Annotated in this window: 19 protein-coding genes; 7 read left to right on the top strand and 12 right to left on the bottom strand. The window is 61.1% G+C overall.

What is annotated here, in order from left to right; translation table 11 throughout:
* Positions 1 to 10: 10 nt before the first annotated feature.
* From K0H47_RS18780 to K0H47_RS18745, 8 genes are read right to left on the bottom strand one after another with little or no spacing between them, the layout of a single operon-like run.
* A complete protein-coding gene (locus tag K0H47_RS18780) occupies positions 11 to 544 on the bottom strand; it encodes a fimbrial protein (protein WP_093205455.1) in 534 nt (177 codons plus the stop codon).
* An 11-nt stretch (positions 545 to 555) separates the two neighbouring features.
* Positions 556 to 1,035, bottom strand: coding sequence for a fimbrial protein (locus K0H47_RS18775; protein ID WP_219273400.1), 480 nt, complete (start codon positions 1,033 to 1,035; stop codon positions 556 to 558).
* Positions 1,036 to 1,061: 26 nt separating this feature from the next.
* Positions 1,062 to 1,559, bottom strand: coding sequence for a fimbrial protein (locus tag K0H47_RS18770; RefSeq protein ID WP_063027358.1), 498 nt, complete (start codon positions 1,557 to 1,559; stop codon positions 1,062 to 1,064).
* A 10-nt stretch (positions 1,560 to 1,569) separates the two neighbouring features.
* On the bottom strand, positions 1,570 to 2,151 hold the full coding sequence (locus K0H47_RS18765) for a fimbrial protein (protein ID WP_093205451.1): 582 nt from the start codon (positions 2,149 to 2,151) through the stop codon (positions 1,570 to 1,572).
* A 21-nt stretch (positions 2,152 to 2,172) separates the two neighbouring features.
* On the bottom strand, positions 2,173 to 2,925 hold the full coding sequence (locus K0H47_RS18760) for a fimbria/pilus periplasmic chaperone (protein ID WP_063027354.1): 753 nt from the start codon (positions 2,923 to 2,925) through the stop codon (positions 2,173 to 2,175).
* Positions 2,922 to 5,534: an outer membrane usher protein gene (locus tag K0H47_RS18755; RefSeq protein ID WP_148666945.1), complete on the bottom strand. Its 2,613-nt coding sequence runs from the start codon at positions 5,532 to 5,534 to the stop codon at positions 2,922 to 2,924. The genes K0H47_RS18760 and K0H47_RS18755 overlap by 4 nt, the downstream gene beginning before the upstream one ends.
* Positions 5,535 to 5,550: 16 nt before the next feature.
* Positions 5,551 to 6,111, bottom strand: coding sequence for a fimbrial protein (locus K0H47_RS18750; RefSeq protein ID WP_063027350.1), 561 nt, complete (start codon positions 6,109 to 6,111; stop codon positions 5,551 to 5,553).
* Between the two features lie 51 nt (positions 6,112 to 6,162).
* Positions 6,163 to 6,684, bottom strand: a complete 522-nt coding sequence (locus K0H47_RS18745; protein ID WP_063027347.1) for a fimbrial protein — start codon at positions 6,682 to 6,684, stop codon at positions 6,163 to 6,165.
* A gap of 540 nt (positions 6,685 to 7,224) precedes the next feature.
* On the opposite strand from K0H47_RS18745, the gene K0H47_RS18740 reads away from it, so the two are divergent.
* Positions 7,225 to 7,773, top strand: coding sequence for a PadR family transcriptional regulator (locus K0H47_RS18740; protein WP_063027345.1), 549 nt, complete (start codon positions 7,225 to 7,227; stop codon positions 7,771 to 7,773).
* Positions 7,770 to 8,537 carry a siderophore-interacting protein gene (locus K0H47_RS18735; RefSeq protein WP_219273399.1) on the top strand — a complete coding sequence of 256 codons (768 nt, stop codon included), beginning with the start codon at positions 7,770 to 7,772 and terminating at the stop codon, positions 8,535 to 8,537. Before K0H47_RS18740 ends, K0H47_RS18735 begins: the two co-directional genes overlap by 4 nt.
* Here K0H47_RS18735 and K0H47_RS18730 read toward each other — a convergent pair whose 3' ends face one another.
* Together K0H47_RS18730 and K0H47_RS18725 are read right to left on the bottom strand one after the other, a co-directional pair.
* Positions 8,538 to 9,164 carry a Pr6Pr family membrane protein gene (locus K0H47_RS18730; RefSeq protein ID WP_219273398.1) on the bottom strand — a complete coding sequence of 209 codons (627 nt, stop codon included), beginning with the start codon at positions 9,162 to 9,164 and terminating at the stop codon, positions 8,538 to 8,540. It lies immediately after the preceding gene.
* A 1-nt stretch (position 9,165) separates the two neighbouring features.
* Entirely contained in the window at positions 9,166 to 9,402 is a 237-nt protein-coding gene (locus tag K0H47_RS18725; RefSeq protein ID WP_003216406.1) for a VF530 family DNA-binding protein, read from the bottom strand.
* Positions 9,403 to 9,779: 377 nt separating this feature from the next.
* Between K0H47_RS18725 and K0H47_RS18720 the strand changes: the two genes are divergently transcribed.
* Complete coding sequence (locus tag K0H47_RS18720) at positions 9,780 to 11,798, top strand: TonB-dependent receptor (protein ID WP_219273397.1); 2,019 nt, start codon at positions 9,780 to 9,782, stop codon at positions 11,796 to 11,798.
* Between the two features lie 142 nt (positions 11,799 to 11,940).
* On the opposite strand, the gene K0H47_RS18715 is transcribed toward K0H47_RS18720, so the two are convergent.
* Entirely contained in the window at positions 11,941 to 13,965 is a 2,025-nt protein-coding gene (locus K0H47_RS18715) for a c-type cytochrome (RefSeq protein WP_219273396.1), read from the bottom strand.
* Positions 13,966 to 14,188: 223 nt separating this feature from the next.
* Here K0H47_RS18715 and K0H47_RS18710 point away from each other — a divergent pair, with 223 nt between their 5' ends.
* The 4 genes from K0H47_RS18710 to K0H47_RS18695 all read left to right on the top strand — a co-directional run bounded on the left by K0H47_RS18710 (position 14,189) and on the right by K0H47_RS18695 (position 17,255).
* Complete coding sequence (locus K0H47_RS18710; protein WP_219273395.1) at positions 14,189 to 15,391, top strand: pyridoxal phosphate-dependent aminotransferase; 1,203 nt, start codon at positions 14,189 to 14,191, stop codon at positions 15,389 to 15,391.
* 39 nt (positions 15,392 to 15,430) lie between these two features.
* On the top strand, positions 15,431 to 15,916 hold the full coding sequence (locus K0H47_RS18705; protein WP_177071144.1) for an N-acetyltransferase: 486 nt from the start codon (positions 15,431 to 15,433) through the stop codon (positions 15,914 to 15,916).
* 69 nt (positions 15,917 to 15,985) lie between these two features.
* A complete protein-coding gene (locus K0H47_RS18700; RefSeq protein WP_219273394.1) occupies positions 15,986 to 16,483 on the top strand; it encodes a hypothetical protein in 498 nt (165 codons plus the stop codon).
* A 73-nt stretch (positions 16,484 to 16,556) separates the two neighbouring features.
* A complete protein-coding gene (locus K0H47_RS18695) occupies positions 16,557 to 17,255 on the top strand; it encodes a hypothetical protein (protein ID WP_063027330.1) in 699 nt (232 codons plus the stop codon).
* 173 nt (positions 17,256 to 17,428) lie between these two features.
* On the opposite strand, the gene K0H47_RS18690 is transcribed toward K0H47_RS18695, so the two are convergent.
* On the bottom strand, positions 17,429 to 18,871 hold the full coding sequence (locus K0H47_RS18690; protein WP_219273393.1) for a cytochrome c: 1,443 nt from the start codon (positions 18,869 to 18,871) through the stop codon (positions 17,429 to 17,431).
* Between the last annotated feature and the right edge of the window lie 3 nt (positions 18,872 to 18,874).

The raw sequence follows: 18,874 nt of genomic DNA, 5'->3' as shown, positions 1-18,874 counted from the left end.
CGGTTTACCGTTACGGATAATCCAGCGTAAACGTCGAAGTCACACGGTAGCTGCCGTGCCCGATGGTCTTGTCCCGCAGGGCATCCGGCTCACCCTGCACATAGGCCTTGAGCAGAATGACGTTGTTGCCGGGGCTCAATTTCTGCTCGTCGCCGACCTTGTTCACCGGCACCGGTTTGTCGCTCAGCGTCTCCAAACCCAGCCCGATACCAGAGGCACCACTGCCACCATCCAGGGCGAACAACCCGGGCAGCGCACGGTTTTCCGCACCGTTGAACAGAATGGTCACCGAGTCGCTGATGGTGGTATTGCAGTCATCCAGGTGCAGGGTGAAACGTTTGCCCACTGAGCGTGTGTTGATGTAGAGGTGCTTACTGGTCAGGTCCCACATTTCCAGGGTGATGGCTTCATCGCCCGGGCGGATGGAGCAGGCCTGTTCCACCAGGTTGCCCTTGAACCTCAGGTTGTCCACCGCCTGCGCCGTGGCCGCCAGGCCGAAGGTCAGCAGCAGGGCCAGCCCCTTATGAATCATTGCGTGTCGCATACACTCGACTCCTACTGGTATTCAGCCAACAGCGTGGCCACCGCCGTGAACCCTTGGGCCTTCAGGACCGAACCCGGCCGTTTGACCGGCACCACTTCCAATGTCGGCGGTGCCGCCAGGCTGATGTCCAGCGGCGTGTTGAGGCGAAACGGCGCGTTGTTCTGATACAGCCGAATCCCCAGGTCAGGCGCAGTGGTCTGCAGGGCGGTGTTATCAAAAGTCGTCTCTGTGCCCTTGACGCTCAGCTTCAACAACCACGGCAGCGTGGAGGCGCCGCAGCGGATGGTGTAGCCGACGGCCCTGCGGTATTTCACGCCATCGACGCGCTTGGTGCCGACATCCCCGAAATCGACTTCAATCGTGCTGCCCGAATCAATCGTGCAGGGCGGCGGCTCGTTCAGCGTTCCGTTGAACGTCAGGTTGGCCGACGCACCACTGCAAAAGCCGATGGAACACAAGGCGAGCAACGCTCGCTGCGGCCAACTTGTCATTGATCGTTCCTCTTTATTAGGGCTCGTCATTGGTACTCGATCACCAGGGTGGCGGCGGTCGCAAAGGCCCCTCCGGTCAACGTGCTGCCCGCGCGCTTCACCGGCACTGCCTGCACGGCTGGAAAGGTCGGATGGGTAAACCTGAGCGGCGTGTTCAGCGGCCAGTCCACCCCATTGGCGAATAGCTTGATACCCAGGTCGGTCTTGGGGGTCGAGAGCACTTTGTTATCAAACCCGGCCGCCGCGCCCTTGAGTTCCAGGGTCATCGCGTTGCTGTAAACGGGGGGACTGCAGGTGACGGTATACGGCACGTCCCGTCGATAATTCACGCCATCAATCCGCGACGTCAGCAGGTCATTGCCGAACGGCACATTCAGCGTGCCACCGCTGTTAATCACGCATGGCGGCGGCGCGATGATCACCGCGCGGATCGTCAGGTTGGTATCGGCCTGCACGCCCTGGCTGACCGCCCACAGCAGTCCCGCACCGATAAAAATGGCCCGCGGGCCGGTTAACCTGGTCATTGTTCTGCCCTTACTCATAATTGAGCCTGAAATCCACCACGGCCCGGAATGCACCGCTGGTCAGGGGTGCCGGCGTGCGCGTGGGCTGGACGTTCCAGGTCTGCGTGTTGCGGCCCAAGGGCAAGAACAACGGCTCGCCCCTTGAACCCAGCTGTACATCGCGCCCCTGGGAATCGGTCAGGCGCAGGCCCATCCCGGTGATGCCTTGCACCTTGACCAGCCGTGGATCATCGGCATCGGCCGGCGCAATGAACGCGACCGACAGCACCGGTTGATAGGCGCTCCATGTCAGGTTTCCCGTGCGCTCACTGGCGATGCGGCCGGCAGTGCGCCGACAATCCTCGAACAGCAGTTGAAAGGCCACGGAGGTCGCCTGGTCACCCGGCCGTTGCAACTGGCTGGCCGATACCGGGCCCAGGTCAATCGTCTGGTGCAGGGATGCCATCTCCAGGCTGCAGGGGGTTTCGTGCATGGACCCGAGAATGTTGAGCATCCCGACCATGCCCTCCACATCCTCGTCATCCGCGGCGTGCGCCGGCCCCATCAGGGCCAGCAACAGACCGACCAAGACCTTCACTGTGTGCAACTTCATGACGTTCTCCGGCAGCAGGCACTACTGATTGGCCACAGACAGTTGCGTGTTCACCTTGCACGTCTCGCCACTGCAGGTGAACGCCAGCAGCGGACGGCCACCGTAATCATTCACGTAGGACAAATAGGGGGTGGTACCGAGCTCTTTGGCAGTCGGCCCCAGGGCTTGCGTGCCTTTGGGCGCGACCATCACCGGCTCGAAGCCCGGTATGGTCTTGCCGTCCTTGCTGCTGCGCGCATCCACCAGGGTCACGTAGTAAGGCGTGGGGTTATTCACCCGGTAGTGATCGCCTTGCCGGGTAAGGGTCAGTTTTTCCTGCCACGGGTTGGCCAGGTCCTGCTGGGTGGGGGTAATTGCCTGCGGCCGGTAAAACAATTTGATCCGGGTTTGCAGCGCGATTTGCAGGGTGTTGGGCTTGTCGCTGCGCGGCGGAATTTCCCGCAGGTTGAAGTAGTAGACCGTCTCCCGATCCTGGGGCAGCGACTTGGCGGCCGGCAGCGCCTGGACTTTCACCTGGCTTTGCTTGCCGGGCTCCAGGCGTTGGACCGGTGGCAGCACGATCAAGGGTGAGGTGATTTTCTTGCCCTCTTCATCCTCGATCCAGCCCTGGGCCAGGTACGGTAACTGGGGGTTGTTGTTGGTGATGTTGACGCTGGTTGCATCTTTGCCACCATCGAAAATCACGCGGGTACGGTCCAGGCCGACAGCGGCGTTGGCGCTCTGGCTCAAGACCACCAGCAGCAGTGCGTAGGTAAAACGTATGTTGTGTTTCATGAGGATGGATTCTCCATAGTGTTTCGCTGGCCGGTCAGGGTGGCTGGCTCGGGTGAGGCTTGATCGACGGCTACCGTCTGGCAGCGCAATTGCAGGGCATCGGTGAATGCATCCGCTGGCAACTCGACAGGCAGCGTCAGGACGCAGCGCTCGGTGCCGCCCCAACTGACGATCATCTGCTCGCCGGCCTGAATGCCGCTCAGGTAGACATCCCCGCCGTCATTCACCACCCCGGTGTCCTGCTGCTTGCGGTTTTTCACCGTGGCGCCGAAGGGCGGTGCGCTGCCATCCGGCAGGCGAAGAATCGCCATGGCCTTCTGGCCGGAAATCACTTCCAGGGATCGGTAGCCAATGGCCCCTTCGGTGAGGGTCAATTGCGTCACGGATTGAGTGGCCTCGACATCGCTGGGCAATTTCTCTAGGTCAACACTGGCCGCCGTACGCTGGTAGCTGGTGATGTCGGAGATGACCGCCTTGCCGAACGCGTTGCTGCGGGTCGGCGTGCCGTAACCCCGCACGGGCACATCGGGCACACCGGCGGTATCGACCAGCAGGCGGGTTCCGCCGGTACTGGTGGTTCGATGCAGCGCCCCACCGTAAGGCGTGAGCGTGCCGCCGCCACGCACGGATGCGCTGAGGGTGCGGTTATTGCCTTGTTGCGTCGTGGCGCTGAGGTCGATGTCGGCCTGGTCACCGATATGGCTCAGGTAGCCGCTGGCCGAGGTATCGCTGGCACTGAGCTGGTAGCTGTTACGTTCATCCAGACGATCGGCGTAGCGCGTGGTAAAGCTGTTTTTGCCGCCGGCCCTGTTGGCATCCATCGACAAGGTGCCGGTGGGCCCCAACGGCAGGCTGACCGTCAGCGCTGCTCCGTTATCCTTATATTGGTATTCATGGGTGCGATATAAATTCAGCGACAGGCTCATGTTCCTGACAGAACCCACGTTGAAGTAACGAGACGCCGACAGGTTCCAGCGCTGGGTGTCCGGCCGGTTCCAATACGTTTGTTTGTTATAGCTGGCATACACCGTGGTGTTCAGATCGCGAAACTGCTTGTTCACCGTCACCGTATAAAGCGCCTTGTTACCGCCAATGGGTTTCCAGTGTTCAATGAAGTTACCGTTTTCATCGAACACGCCGCGTCCGCCCAGCTCACCGTTCAACCCGTAGTGCCGAGCATCCAGGTATTGGCTCATGCTCAAGTAGTTCTTCTCGGAAAACCGGTAACCGGCAAAGGTGACCTGGCTGTCGTACTCTTCAAAGTTCTTGGAATATTGAAGGCGGTAGGATTTACCCGAGAGTGTCTGGTTCCACAGGCTGGCGCGAGACTGGGTGACGTCCAGAGAAACGGCGCCGAACGCCAGCAAATCCCGGCCCGCGCCCACCGACAACGCACGGTAGTTGTTATCCGTTATCGCACCACCCAGCAGCGACCAACCATTGCTGATCCCCCAGGAGAACTCGCCGGTGCCAAAAAAATCACCGCGGGATTCGTACTGCAGGTTGGACGGTCGCCCGGCAGACAGCTTGTAACGAACCTGCCCGGGACGCGTCAGGTAGGGAACGCCTGCCGTATCGAGCTGGAACTTCTGCACCGAACCGTCCTGCTCTTCGACCCGCACATCCAGGGTGCCGGACACGGCGTCATTAAGGTCCTGGATACGAAAAGGGCCTGCCGCCACCAGCGTTTCATAGAGCACACGCCCCTGCTGGCTGATGACAACCTTTGCATTGGTCCTGGCCACCCCGACCACTTCCGGTGCGTAGCCCCGCAGGTTGGGCGGCAGCTGGCTTTCGTCTGACTTGAGCCCGGCACCGGTAAAGCGGAAGCTGTCGAACAGGTCCGAATACAGGTAGTCCTCGCCCACCACCAGGCGTGCCTTCAGCGCAGGAACGGCGCGATACGCGTAATAGCGGCTCCATTCCAGTTTTTGCCGACTGGCCTGGGCCTCGCGGTCTTTCTCGACACGCCCTTGCCAATCCGCCCTCAGGCGCCAGGCCCCGGCATTGGCGCCGAGTGTGCCGTTACCGCTGAGGTCATTGCGCGTACCGTTACTTTTCCGGTAGCTGGACTGCGCCGTCATGTTGTAGTCGACCAGCAACCCCGGCACCCCCTCATCCCAACGTGACGGCGGGTCCCAGTTGATGGCGCTGTATTCCAGGTAGGCCTGGGGAAGGTTGATGTCCAGGGTGGAGGTGCCCAGGTCGGCACTGACTTGCATGCCGGGCAAGCCCGTGACATCCAGGCACTGCCCGCCTTTCCACCACTTGAGCTGGTCAGCGCCGGACGCCTTGAGGCCCAGTTGCTCGACAAGCTCACGCGATAAACAGGGCGCACTGCCTTTGGGATCATCATCGGGGTGAAAGAACGCCACCGATTGTTCAGATATAGGCTGGGTATTGAGCTGGACCACCATCGAGTAGGTGCCAGGCAAGATAAACCCACTGCGTGCAAACTGAGACAGGTCAATATTGGAGCGATCAATCAGATCAAGAACGTCGGTATTAAACTCAATATCCCCGGCGCCCATTGCAGTTCCAGCCAGTGATATCAACCCGCCAAAGAGGCTGGGGCGCAGCGTATTCATGACTTTCGACGTATTCAACATACACGCAACTCAATCTTCAGAAGTATTCCAACTTGAACCGCACTGCCGCGCGGTGAGCCCCTGCCAACAGCGGCACTCCGTTGCCCACCAGGCGGAGCCTGTAATGAAGCGTCATGTCGCCATCAACCACCGGCAGCAACGCCATCGGCACTCCCGGCACACTCACCTGGCCAGCTGCGTCCTCAATATGGAAAGCAACCCCCTGCGAGGCACCAAAGGCTGCAAAGGAGCGCCCGCCCATATCGCTGGGCCCGTCGAACGTCACGCGAAGATGCTCCCAGTCCGGCAGCGTTTCGCCGGGGCGCAACGGGTCGGGACGGGTCACCGTGCAATTGACCAGCCGTAGCTGGAACGGCTGCATTTGCCCCGCGCCCTCTCGCAACAGGCGGCCGATGGGTTCGGGAGGCATGTCGATGGTCTGATCGGCAGTGACCGCTTCCAGCCCGCAGGCCGAGTCGATGATCTCGCCTCCCAGCGTGACGAGCCCATCGCCTTGCACACGCGTCTGCGCGGCATCACAAGGACTGATGAACAGCGTCAATGAAGAGGCAATAGCGAGACTTATGAATGTTTTCACCTTGATCTCCCGCCAGTTTTCCCCCGCCACCAGTGGTGGCGGGGGAAACACTTACTGATAAGCCAAGGTGAAGTTGGTGACCGCGCTGAAATCACCAGGAACGATGTCGCCTGTCGCCTGGCCTTGTACGTAGGCGCCGAACTGCAGGGTGTTATTACCGGCAACAATGGCCTGCGGAGTGGTTGGCACGCCCAGCTCAATCGCTTTGCCGCCGTGGGTCATCATGATGCCGATGCCGCCCGCGCTACCGACCGTGCCGATGCCGCCAGGCACAACGCTGGACGGCGCACCGGTGAAGGTAGTGGTCACGGTGTTATCGGTGAGGCCAGACAGGTCGCAACCTTCAAGTTCGATAGTCACGGGGCGGGCGGTGGACTTGCCGCCGGATTGCAACTGATGCTTTGCAATAGCGCCAAGTGCAACTGACTGATCCACAGACTCAGGCTTGATAGAGCAAGCGCCCGAATGGACCGAACCGGTGAATGTAATCGTCCCGTCCGCCGCATTAGCAACAGAGATCGAACCCGCCAACAGGCCGACAGTCAACAGCGCAGCTTTTACTTTAGTCTTCATTTGCAGATGCTCATATGTATTAAAAATCAAAACGAAATCCTGGCTTAGTTGCGCACAGGACTTATTAACCAAACGCCAGAACAGTTTCCTGAAACAGTGGAAATCGGAGGCTTTCCAATTACTTGTATTGCAATTCAGGAGTTCGTTCGAGGCCGGGCAATTATCCATTTCGATTTTGAATATGAAAGCCGGTCGATTCGCTTATTCACGTAGCCTTGTCATACCAAGACACATAGGAAAATTATGGCACTTTGCCAAAACTTTAGAATCAGCCGTAAGAAACGGACTACATTAACTTAACAAGAATGATTTAGTGCAGAACACGTCCGTAAGAATAGGATTACATATTATAAAAAACAACAGTAATTACTGGGGCACGCCAACTAACAAGTTGGCGAATATGTCGTGAGAGTCAGTGCGCTGATCAGCCTGTTTTCGAGTCCCGTCTCACACGGCGCGAGATGACCGTTCGTCTGTCGGGGTTGCAGCGGCATTAAGATATATCTTACGTTGTATCTAAACCAAACGAGAGCATCCGAAATGAGAGACCATCATTCACACCGCGACCCCGGTGACAGCCGCGACGGCTTCGACAAACGCCCAGGCCGCGAGCGCGGCGGCCGTGGCCCACGGGTTTTCGCCCCCGGCGACCTGAAACTGCTGCTGCCGGCACTGATCGCCGAACAGCCGTGCCATGGCTACGACCTGATTCGCCGGATCGAGACCCTGTTCGACGGCGCCTACAGCCCCAGCCCCGGCGTGATCTACCCCACGCTGACCTTTCTCGAAGAAAGCGAATTGATTACCGGCGACGCCGATGACGGAAAAAAACGCTACACAATCACCGACGCCGGTCGTCTCTTCTTAAGCGAACAGGCGGTTGCCCTCGAAGGTATTCGCATGCGCATGGATGTGAGCAAACGTTCGCTGCGCGGCCAGGACCGTCCGCCGGAAATCCACGAGGCGGTGCATAACCTGCGTCACGCCTTGCATTCGCACCACGGGCGCTGGAGCCCGGAAGAAATCGTTCGTGTCGCGGCGCTGCTCAACAGCACCGCCCAAGCCATTGCCGACGGGAAAGCCCAATGAATACCCAAGCCATCCACCGCGTGACCCACGAAATCAAACGCCGCCGCCTCGAAGTCCTGCGAGTGGTCGACATCACCCCGCGCATGCGCCGCATCACCCTGGGCGGGCCGGAACTGGCGGGCTTTATCAGCCTGGGCAGTGACGATCACATCAAGCTGCTGTTCCCGCAGAACGCCGCCGAACAAGCGGCGCTGGACAACCCCGACTTCAACCTGCGCGGCGATGGCCCACAACCGGCCATGCGCGACTACACCCCACGCCGGTACGACCTGGACATCGGCGAGCTGGACATCGACTTCGTGCTGCACGGCGATGGCCCTGCCTCCACCTGGGCCGAGCAGGCCAAGGTCGGCCAGCACCTGCACATCGGCGGGCCCCGTGGCTCAATGATCGTGCCGGATATCTTCGACAGCTACCTGTTGATCGGTGATGAAACCGCGATCCCGGCCATTGCCCGGCGCCTGGACGAATTGCCGGCGGGGCGCAAGGTATTGGCGGTGATCGAGATCGCCAATGCGGCGGAACAGCAGCCGCTGCACAGCGCCGCCGAGGTGGAAGTGATCTGGGTGGTGCGCGGCCAGGATGACCTGCTCGAGACGGTGCAGAACCTGACGCTGCCGGACGGTTCGCTGTACAGCTTCGTCGCCACCGAAAGCAAACTGTCGCGCCAGCTGCGGCGGGTGCTGCTGGACACGCACAACGTCAATGAGGCGTTCCTCAAGGCGGTTGGTTACTGGCGCGCGGAAGGCAGCGAAGAAGAGTGATCAGATGCGGGGCTTGATGATTTTATCCAGCCCCACCACCACCAAAGCAATCAGCACAAACCCCGCCAGAATTCCCCCGGCATTGATGAACACCTGTGGATAACCCAGCCTGTCCACGTCAATGAACGGGTACTGATACAGCCCCCACACATACCCACGCAACAACGCGTACGCGAAGTACACCAGCGGGTAAATCACCCACAGTCCGATGTGCTGGAGGCGCAAGCTGCCCTTGGGCACGCACCACCACCAATAGGCGACAAACACCAACGGCATCACGTCGTGCAGCAGTTCGTCCGCCACAAACTGCACCCCCGCGGGCTGCCACATGTGCCGCAGCAAGAGGCTGTACGCGAGGCTGACCACCACAATACTCACGGCAATCCCGCTGCTGACCACAGGCCCGAGGAAAAACCGGCTCGCCGCGGTTGGCCGTTGCACCCAGGCGTGGGTCAACACTACCGCTACCAGGGTGTTGGTGAGCACGGTGAAGAAGCTGAAGAAATTCACCAGGCCCGGCAACAGGCTGGCGCCATCGATCCAGCGGAAGTAGAAAATAATGTACTGCTGCAGCGCCAGGCCGGCCCAACCGCCGAGGGCTGCGAGGCCGATAAGGTGACGTTTCACCTCAGTCCTCGACCGGTCGCTTGGTGCGCATCAACTTCACGTACAAACCTTCGACCTTCTCCCGCGCCCACGGTGTCTTGCGCAGGAACGAAAGGCTCGACTTGATACTTGGGTCACTGGAAAAACAGCGGATATTGATGCGCTCGGCCAGGCCTTCCCATTGGTAATGCGCCACCAGCGCGGTGAGGACCTGTTCCAGGGTGACGCCGTGCAGTGGGTCTTTGTTTGTCGCGGTCATGCCGGGCCTTTTGCGAAAAGAAGAAAACGAAGCCGCGCACCTTAGCGGACGGGCCGTGCGGGTGGAAGCGCTGCCTTCACTATAGGCCACTGTTCGATCGTTCCCACGCTCTGCGTGGGAATGCCGAATTGGACGCTCTGCGTCCCGCGGTCGACGCAAATTTCAGCCCCGCGCAATGGTGACGCAGAGCGTCACAGGATGCATTTCCACGCAGAGCGTGGGAACGATCAGTGTGGGAGCGATCGAGCGGGTTCTGGGAAAGTTCCCCTTGGCAGAGAAAAAAGTGATGTTATATTGTAACGATAACTATCAAAGGGTATCGAATCCCTTACCGTTTTCAGCCTTCTCTTTTTTTGCCGTTTGCCAAGGAACGACCGATGTCCCTCTCTTCTCTCTGGCGCCTCACCCCGCTGGCCACCGCCCTGTTGATCACCTCCCAGGCCAACGCCCTGGAGCTGCAACCCCAAGTCATCACCGGCAACCCGTTGGGCAGCGAAACCCTCGCCTCGCCCACCACCGTGCTCGAAGGCGATGACCTGACCCTGCAACAAAAAGGCAGCCTGGGTGAAACCCTGAACAAGCAGCCCGGCGTGTCGTCGTCGTACTTCGGCCCGGGGGCCAGCCGGCCGATCATCCGTGGCCAGGATGGCGACCGCATTCGCGTCCTGCGCAATGGTGTGGGCGCGCTGGATGCCTCGTCGCTGTCCTATGACCACGCCGTGCCGCTGGACCCGGTCAACGTCGACCGCATCGAAATCGTACGCGGCCCGGCCGCCCTGCTCTACGGCGGCAGTGCCATCGGCGGCGTGGTGAATACCTTCGACAACCGCATCCCCACCGAAGCCATCGAAGGCATCCATGGTGCCGGTGAGTTGCGCTACGGCGGCGCCGACACCACCCGCAGCAGCGCCGGCAAACTGGAAGCCGGCAACGGCACCTTCGCCTTGCACCTGGACGCCAGTGCCCGGGAATTCAACGACCTGAAAATCCCCGGCTTCGCCCGCAGCCGCCACGCGCCGGAAAGCGAAAACGGTGAAGGCAAGAACGGCCGCCTGGGCAACAGCAGCGGGCGCCAGGATGGCGGCTCGGTCGGCGGTTCCTACACCTGGGACGATGGTTACGCCGGGCTGTCCTACAGCAACTACGACAGCAACTACGGCTCCCCGGCCGAGCAGGACGTGCGCATCCGCATGAAGCAGGATCACTACGCCTTTGCGTCCGAGATCCGCAACCTGCAAGGCCCGTTCACCTCGGTGAAACTCGACGCCGGCTACACCGACTACAAGCACATGGAAATCGAAGGCGGCGAGACCGGCACCACCTTCAAGAACAAGGGCTACGAAGCCCGGGTTGAAGCCCGGCACTTGCCGATCGGGCCATTCAACGGTGTGGTGGGCGCGCAGGTCAGCCGCAACGAGTTCTCGGCGCTGGGTGAAGAAGCGTTCGTACCGCAGACCGACACCAACGCCGGCGCGCTGTTTATCCTCGAAGAAATGCAGGCCACCGAGCGCCTCAAGCTGAGCTTCGGTGGACGCCTGGAACACACCAACGTCGACCCCGACGGCAAAGGTAACGCGCGTTTTGCCAATGCCAACAAGTCTGCCGACTTCACCGCCGGCAGCCTGTCGTCTGGCGCGGTGTACACCCTCACGCCAATCTGGTCCCTGGCCGCCACCCTCGGCTACACCGAACGCGCCCCGACGTTCTACGAGCTGTATGCCAACGGCGCTCACGTCGCCACCGGCACCTATGAACTGGGCGACGCCAACCTGTCGAAAGAAAAAGCGGTGTCCAGCGACCTGGCGCTGCGCTTTGACAACGGCACCCACAAGGGCAGCTTCGGCGTGTTCTACAGCCACTTCTCCAACTACATCGGCCTGCTGGGCAGCGGTCGCACCCTGAATGACGAAGGCGAGGAAGATGCCGGCGGCATTCCTGAGTACAAATACTCCGGCGTGCGTGCGCGTTTCGCAGGGTTTGAAGCCCAGGATCACATCAAGCTGGGGGAAGGTGCCTACGGCAAGTTCGCGTTGGAACTGTCCGGCGACTACACCCGCGCGACCAACCTGGACACGGGTGAAGCCTTGCCACGGATTGCGCCGTTGCGTTTGAACAGCGGCTTGCTGTGGGAACTGGATCGCTGGCAGGCGCGGATTGACGTTGAACACGCGGCGGGCCAGGGCCGGGTGCCGGATAACGAAAGCGGCACCGATGGCTACACCACCCTGGGCGCCAGCGCCGGCTACCGCTTCAATGTCGGCGGCAACCAGTGGCTGGCGTTCGTCAACGGCGAGAACCTGACGAACCAGACCGTGCGCTACGCCAGTTCGATCCTGCGGGACATCGCCCCGGCGCCGGGGCGGAGTGTGCAGGTTGGCTTGCGCACCACCTTCTAACTGGCTGCACTCGGTTAAAACTGTGGGAGCGGGCTTGCTCGCGAAAGCGGAGTGTCAGTCAATACATGGGTGACTGACCCACCGTCTTCGCGAGCAAGCCCGCTCCCACCTTGACTGTGCCCACTTCGAACAGGTTGTGGGGTTAGTACCGCGCATCCACGGGTTTACCCCCCTTCGGCCAATCCTTCACTTTGTCCGGGAAATCCGGACGAGGTTGTTGGGAGAAGTAAGCCGCCACATCCACCGCCTCCTGATCCGACAAGCCACCCTGCCCCAACGGGAATTTCTCGTGGAAGCCAATCGGCATGTTGCGTTTCACGAACGCCGCCGCCGTGTACAGCCGGGCCATCCCTGCCCCGATATTGAACGATTGCTCGCCCCACAACGGCGGGTACACCAACTCGCCATCCGCCCGCGTCAACCCTTGGCCATTGTCGCCATGGCACACCGCGCACTGCCTGGCATAGACCTGCTTGCCATTCTCCATGTCCGGTTTGATCGCAGTGTCGACCTTGCCCACCCCGCGTCCGGCGACTTTATCTTCAGGCTGGGTGTTGTTTTTCATCCAGTCGAAGTACGCCACCATCGCCTGCATATCCGCCGATTCCGGCGGCAGTGGCTTGCCATTCATCGAACGCCGGAAGCAGCCGTTAATCCGCTCTTCCAGGCTCACCACCTTGCCTGCCCGCGGCGCATAGCTCGGGAAGAACGCCGAGACACCCACAAACGGCGAACCGTCCGCCACGGTACCGGCGTTGAGATGGCAACTGGTGCAGTTCAAGGCATTACCCACATTGTTCGGCAGCAGTTCCTTGGTTTGCAGGTGCAGGCGCATGCCGCGCACCACTTGATCGGCATTCGGTGCCGTCAGCAACTCAGCCAGGCGCGGGGTTTCGAACGCTGACGAATCGGTGGTGACCGGGTTGAGCTGACCACGCATTTTCTTCACTTGGGCAGCGCTGATGGGCGTGCCTTCGTTGCCCCAACTGCTGCGTACGAAACTGAGGATTTCAGCGATTTCCTGATCCGCCAACCGGGCAAACCCGGGCATGGTGTAGACCCGTGGATGGGTTGCGGTCTCAGCCGTTTCCCACCCCGTCAGCGTGATATGCAGCAATGAAGTCGGGTTGTTCGAGGCAACGCCCGGGTTGCCGGCCAACTGCGGAAACAGCCCTTTCACCCCGCCGCCGTCGCTGCGGTGGCAATCACTGCAAAACTGCATGTAACCCAGGCCGCCACGGCTGGTGAACAGGTCCTTGGGCGGTGCAGCAGGTTCGTGTGCCACGGCGGGCATCGGCAGATCATCCTTGCCCGGTGGCAAGGATTTCAAATAAGTCGCGATGGCCGTCAAGTCAGCGTCAGTGAAATGCTGGGTACTGTGATGAATCACATCAGCCATGTTCCCCGAGACCGTGGCAAAGCGGTTCTGCCCGGTCTTGAGCAATTGCACGGTGTCGTCCACCGTCCACAGGTTGCGCAGGCTCAAGGCGCGCCAATGTTCGACGGTCTCCCCGGCCAGGTAATGCCGGCCGCTGCGGCCGGCATCACTCATGGCTTTCTCCTGGAAGGCGATACCCCGCGGGGTGTGGCAAGAGCCGCAGTGGCCCAGGCCCTGGACCAGGTAGGCGCCACGGTTAAGCACTTCATCCTTCGCCGGGTCAGGCACGAACGGCTGCTTGTCGAGGAACGCAAAATTCCACAACGCCAGGCCCCAGCGCTGGTTGAACGGGAAGCCCATCTCAGCGTCCAGGTTCGGCTTGTTCACCGCTTTCACGCCCTGCATCAGATAGGCGAACAACGCGCGCATGTCGCCCTCGCTCATCTTCGCGTAGGACGGGTACGGCATCGCCGGGTACAGGTTCTGCCCCGCGGGCGTCACACCTTCTCGCATCACCCGGTCGAACTGCTCAAAGGTGTACTGACCGATGCCGGTGTCGCGGTCCGGGGTGATGTTGCTCGAATAGATCGTGCCCATTGGCGTGCTCAGTTCAAGCCCGCCGGCCATTTGCGCGCCTTGCTTGGCGGTGTGGCAGGCGATGCAGTCACCCAGTTGGGCAACGTATTTGCCCTGTTCGATCAGCGTGGGGTCGGCTTCGTTGGCGTGCAGGGGAAGGGACAGGCACAGCACCACCCCCACAAGGCCCAGACGTGACAGGGGAAAAATCATCGCACTATTCCTTTAATAACCCGGCCTGGGGCGGTCCCCTCGGCGCAGGTCTGCAATCGTTTTTATTGGGTCATCAGGCAGATAACCGGAGCATGGTCAGCCCCAGCTTCGTTGTAGCGGATTTTTTGCGCGCGGCCCTTGATGTGGATCAGGCGCCATGTTCTACAGTGGAACTGAAATTGACTAATTGACGCGGGCATCGATGTCGGCGAGGAGAGCAAGGATGCGTTATTCACCCTTTGTGGGGCGCATTGGCGGCGAATCCGTCAGTGCCTGGGATATTCACTACGCCGCCGCCGAAGCTCAACTGCGTGGCGAAGACGTGATTGTGCTCAGTGTCGGCGATCCGGATTTCGCCACACACAGCGCGATCTGTGAAACCGCCGTGGACGCCCTGCGCGCTGGCGACACCCACTACACCCATGTGCTCGGCCGCCCGAAACTGCGGGAGGCCATCGCCGCACGGCAGAGCCTGCTGCAAGGGATTGCGGTGCACGCCGACAATATAGCCCTGGTCGCCGGCGCGCAGAATGGCCTGTTCGCGGCCTGCTTGTGCCTGTTCAGCCACGGCGATGAAGTGCTGGTGCCGGAGCCGATGTACCTGACCTACGAGGCCTGTGTCCAAGCCTCGGGGGCACGCATTAAAACCGTCGAACAACCGGCCGCCAACGGCTTTCGCCTGACCCGTACCGCGCTGAAGGCCGCGATTACCGACAAGACCCGGGGCATCGCCCTCGCTACACCGTGCAACCCCACCGGCAACGTCTACTGCCGCGAAGAGCTGGAAGCTGTCGCCGAAGTGGCACGCGCCCACGACCTGTGGGTAATTTGCGATGAAGTGTATGGGCAGCTCATCTATGACGATCAACACCTGAGCATCAGCGCGTTACCCGGCATGGCCGAGCGTACGGTGGTGCTCAACAGCCTGTCGAAAAGCCACGCCATGACTGGCTGGCGGGTAGGTTGGGTGGCCGGCCCGCCCACGTTGATCAGCCATCTGGAGAACTTGCTGCTGTGCATGATTTATGGCCTGCCAGGGTTTATCCAGGCGGCGGCGCTCAAGGCACTGGAACTGGATGAGGCCGTGGTCAGCGATGCCCGTGCGGTGTATCGGCGCCGGCGTGACCTGGTGGTGAATGAGCTGAGTGCGATCAGCGAGCTGGACTGCCGAGTCCCCCAGGCGGGCATGTTCATGCTGGTGGACGTACGCCGCACCGTGCTCACGGGCCGGGAATTCGCCTGGCAACTGTATCGCCAGACCGGCGTATCGGTGCTTGATGCCCAAGCCTTTGGCCCCAGCGCCGAAGGGTTTGTGCGGGTTTCGTTTACCGTTGCCGATGACACCCTCAGGGAGGCTTGCCGACGCATTGCCGGCTTCGTCGAAGGGCTTGGGGCCAACGCCGCGCCTTTACGTGATCGCCGATAACGGGCATAAAACGCCTTTTGCCCCGTTCGAAGGACTGCCATGTCTCAAGGATTGACCTATCGCCAGGCGCACCTGGATGACCTGCACACCCTATGCGTACTGGGCCAGCCGCTGAACCGCCTGCACCACCAGGAACGGCCCGATATCTATCGTGATGCCACCGACCAGGTGGAGCGCGACCAGTCCCATTGGCGGCCCTGCCTCACCAGTCGGGTTCAGGCGGTGTTTCTTGCCGAGCAGCACGGCGTTGGTATTGGATTTATCACCGCGCAAATCATCGAGACCGCCAGCCCGTTGTTGCAGCCGCTGCGTGTTGCCAGGATCGGCTCGATCTGCGTGCTGGAGGCACATCGCGGCCAGGGCATTGGCCGTGAGCTGATGGCGCTCGCGGAGCGTTGGGCCATCCGCCAGGGCGCCGGTGATCTGCGCCTGACCGTCTGGGCCTTCAACGAACCGGCGCAGCGGCTGTACGAGGAATTGGGCTACGAAAAACGCGCCTTCGAAATGGGCAAGCGCCTCGGTTAAATCGATGGACAGACCACGCGCAGCCCGGCGAATATCGACGCCCAACTTCATCAGGCACGGACGCTGACCATGCTCGACATTCTTCAGGGCACGCCCCTTTGGGTGTACGCCGTTTATCTGTGGATCTGCTGGTACGGGATCAAAGCCACCCGCGGCAGCCGCGAAAACCACCGGTCGCTGGTTATCCTGCCGGTGGTGCTGGTGATCTGGTCGCTGATGTCCATTGAACATTCAACGCTGTCGATCGGCTGCTGGCTGGGCGGTGCGGCGGTGGGCAGCCTGTTGACGATGGCGATGTTCACCGCCAAGGGTGCAAGCCTCGATGGCCACACGCTGGTGCTGCCCGGCACCTGGAAAATCCTGCTGATCTCCCAACTGTTCTTCGCCGTGAAGTATTACCTCGGTTACCAGCACGCCGTGCATCCGTTGCTGTCGAGCACCGCGCCAATGCTGGCCCTGGCGGGCGGGGCTTCGGGTTTTACCGTTGGGCTGTTTTGCGGACGGGCGATCAAGCTGCAGCGGGCGTTGGCGTCATTCAACCGCGATGAGGGCATTGTGCTGCCTTGACCTGATCCCCCTCCCCGCTGAAAATGCGCGACGCTTTTCCCGTCTCCCCGTTTACTGAAGTAGTGAAATTTCAATGTCTGATTCCCGTACCGAAGAATCCGTAGTCGCCTTGCAGTCCAAAGCTGAATACGAAAACGCCATCAATCTTTCACAGCACGTGCCGGCGGCCAAGACCATCAGTGAAATGGTGCTGGACGCGTTCCACACCTCCAAGGAAAGCGACCAGATCCGCGAGCTGCGCGTGGCCATCCGCCAGGCCCACGACGCCTTCGACGACGACAAGGCCTACGACCTGATGGGCGAGCTCAAGCAGCTCAAGGACGCCGAAGCCGCCGACAACGCCGCCCTGGAAGACCTGAATACCAAGTTCTCCATCAGCCGCATCCTGTCCAGCTTCAAGGACGATCCGGAGTTTCAGGAACTGGTCTACGGCCTGGCCCTCAAGGTGCTGAACCAGACCCACCAGGCCATCAGCAACCCGAGCGCCGGCAAAGGCAAGGCTTCCCGCCCGAAGAAGGAAATGGAAGTGTTCGCCATCAGCAAGGACGGCATCAGCGTCAACCTGCCGCTGCGTTCGCCGCGTTCCAAGCCGAACGTGGACCGTGAGGCGTTTGAATTCCTCGGCTTTACCTTTGTCGGTGAAGGTGATGAGGCGGAACTTGAGGTTGAAACCTTTGTGGATAACTCGGGCGCCGAGCAGCCACTGACGCGTAAAAGCATCATCACCGCATTGCAGCAGCAAACCGCATTTGATGGCTACAGCATCGCCTAGGAGCTGTCGAGCGTCAGCGAGGCTGCGATGGCAGCAACATAGCAATCGCGCCAGACACAGGCATCGCGTCGCGCCTGACGCAGCCTCGCTTAAGCTCGACAGCTGCTACGCCAGCGTTGAGGCATTAAAAAGCCCCGCACTTCATACCGAAGGCGGGGCTTTTGCGTTTCTGGCTAGTTGGAATGAAAACGGCGGTTCAACGCAATCCGCTTGGCCTCCACTGCCCGCAGGTGTTGGTGGTGACGCCGCCACAGCACCAGCACGATGACCAGCACCAGCGCCAACAGTCCACCGCCCCACAGCAGATACGGCATCGCCGTGATCAATAACGGCGTATCCCCACCGCGACGCAGGCTGGTCACCTCTTCGGAACTGACGCTCAGCGCCGGGTTGCCGAAGGTCTGCAGGCTGTAGTTGGCGATGGCGGCGATTTGCGCGTCGTTCAGGTCGCCACCCAAGGCCGGCATGTTCACTGCGCCGTCGGCACCTTTACGGTCGATGCCGGCGATGATCGCCATCACCAGGTTGTTGGCCTGGTTGCCGTTGAGCGCGGTGTTGAGGCTCAGGGACGGGTAGAACTTGTCCGCCGAGCCCTGGCCATCGCGGCCGTGGCAGCTGGAGCAGGCCGAGTTGTAGAGGCGTGCGCCATCCAGGCCGGTCGCGTCAGCCAATGACGCTTGATCGCCTTGGCCGGTTTCCAGGGTGCTCATGTCCACAGGCTTGACGTCGCGCACCACCCGCTCGGTCTGCCCGGGATCGCGGATCGGCGGCACGCTGTGCAGGTAGGCGGCCATGGCGTGCAGGTCGCTGTCGCTGAGGAAGCGGAAGCTGTTTTCCACTGCTTCGGCCATACCGCCCGCTGCTTGGGCCTTGTCGGCGAGGTGACCGTTTTTCAGGAAGTTGACCAGGTCGTCCTCGCTCCAGTCGCCGAGGCCACTGACCTTGTCGGAGGTGATGTTGGGCGCGACCCAGCCACCCAGTTTGGCGCCAGCCAGGTACTGGCTGTTGTCCTCGGCCATCAGGGCATTACGTGGGGTGTGGCAGGCGCCGCAGTGGGCGAGGTTGTCCACCAGGTACTGGCCACGGCTGGTCTGTTCGGTGGCGCCGGGCTTCGGCACAAAACCCTGGCTGTCGAGGAACACCAGGTTCCAGCCGAACATCAGTTGGCGGATGTTGAACGGGAACGCCAGGTGCGTTTCCGGCACCGGCTGGTCCACGGCTTTGACGCCCTGTTGCAGGTACACGTACAAGGCGTGGATATCGTCGTCGCTCATGCCCTGATAGGAGGTGTAAGGCATCGCCGGGTACAGGTGCTGGCCCTTGGCGTTGATGCCTTTGCGCAAGGCGTCCGCCAGTTGCTGCTCGGTGTAGTCACCGATGCCGTAGGCCTTGGACGGAGTGATGTTGCTGGAGATGATCTTGCCCATGGGCGAGTCGATCACATACCCGCCGGCCAGCGGCGCGCCCCCATTCTCGGCGGTGCGGTGACAGGCTTCGCAATCGCCGGCACGGGCGACATAGGCGCCCTTCTCGATCAGCGCATCGGTGTCTTCAGCGGCAAACACCGGCAACGCGGTGAGCAGCAAGGCCAGCAACGGAAATTTAAGCAATCCCATGAC

Origin of the sequence: Pseudomonas sp. Xaverov 83 (assembly GCF_019352905.1) — a bacterium.
Taxonomy (GTDB): domain Bacteria; phylum Pseudomonadota; class Gammaproteobacteria; order Pseudomonadales; family Pseudomonadaceae; genus Aquipseudomonas; species Aquipseudomonas yamanorum.
This window is presented reverse-complemented; position numbering and strand designations above follow the sequence as displayed.

What these genes read in the sequence shown, in the direction of transcription:
- K0H47_RS18700 (WP_219273394.1), top strand. Translation starts at nt 15,986, where the DNA reads ATGCTCGACATTCTTCAGGGCACGCCCCTTTGGGTGTACGCCGTTTAT.
- K0H47_RS18720 (WP_219273397.1), top strand. Translation starts at nt 9,780, where the DNA reads ATGTCCCTCTCTTCTCTCTGGCGCCTCACCCCGCTGGCCACCGCCCTG.
- K0H47_RS18765 (WP_093205451.1), bottom strand. Translation starts at nt 2,151, where the DNA reads ATGAAGTTGCACACAGTGAAGGTCTTGGTCGGTCTGTTGCTGGCCCTG.
- K0H47_RS18760 (WP_063027354.1), bottom strand. Translation starts at nt 2,925, where the DNA reads ATGAAACACAACATACGTTTTACCTACGCACTGCTGCTGGTGGTCTTG.
- K0H47_RS18725 (WP_003216406.1), bottom strand. Translation starts at nt 9,402, where the DNA reads ATGACCGCGACAAACAAAGACCCACTGCACGGCGTCACCCTGGAACAG.
- K0H47_RS18780 (WP_093205455.1), bottom strand. Translation starts at nt 544, where the DNA reads ATGCGACACGCAATGATTCATAAGGGGCTGGCCCTGCTGCTGACCTTC.
- K0H47_RS18770 (WP_063027358.1), bottom strand. Translation starts at nt 1,559, where the DNA reads ATGACCAGGTTAACCGGCCCGCGGGCCATTTTTATCGGTGCGGGACTG.
- K0H47_RS18755 (WP_148666945.1), bottom strand. Translation starts at nt 5,534, where the DNA reads ATGTTGAATACGTCGAAAGTCATGAATACGCTGCGCCCCAGCCTCTTT.
- K0H47_RS18705 (WP_177071144.1), top strand. Translation starts at nt 15,431, where the DNA reads ATGTCTCAAGGATTGACCTATCGCCAGGCGCACCTGGATGACCTGCAC.
- K0H47_RS18695 (WP_063027330.1), top strand. Translation starts at nt 16,557, where the DNA reads ATGTCTGATTCCCGTACCGAAGAATCCGTAGTCGCCTTGCAGTCCAAA.
- K0H47_RS18745 (WP_063027347.1), bottom strand. Translation starts at nt 6,684, where the DNA reads ATGAAGACTAAAGTAAAAGCTGCGCTGTTGACTGTCGGCCTGTTGGCG.
- K0H47_RS18740 (WP_063027345.1), top strand. Translation starts at nt 7,225, where the DNA reads ATGAGAGACCATCATTCACACCGCGACCCCGGTGACAGCCGCGACGGC.
- K0H47_RS18710 (WP_219273395.1), top strand. Translation starts at nt 14,189, where the DNA reads ATGCGTTATTCACCCTTTGTGGGGCGCATTGGCGGCGAATCCGTCAGT.
- K0H47_RS18775 (WP_219273400.1), bottom strand. Translation starts at nt 1,035, where the DNA reads ATGACAAGTTGGCCGCAGCGAGCGTTGCTCGCCTTGTGTTCCATCGGC.
- K0H47_RS18735 (WP_219273399.1), top strand. Translation starts at nt 7,770, where the DNA reads ATGAATACCCAAGCCATCCACCGCGTGACCCACGAAATCAAACGCCGC.
- K0H47_RS18715 (WP_219273396.1), bottom strand. Translation starts at nt 13,965, where the DNA reads ATGATTTTTCCCCTGTCACGTCTGGGCCTTGTGGGGGTGGTGCTGTGC.
- K0H47_RS18690 (WP_219273393.1), bottom strand. Translation starts at nt 18,871, where the DNA reads ATGGGATTGCTTAAATTTCCGTTGCTGGCCTTGCTGCTCACCGCGTTG.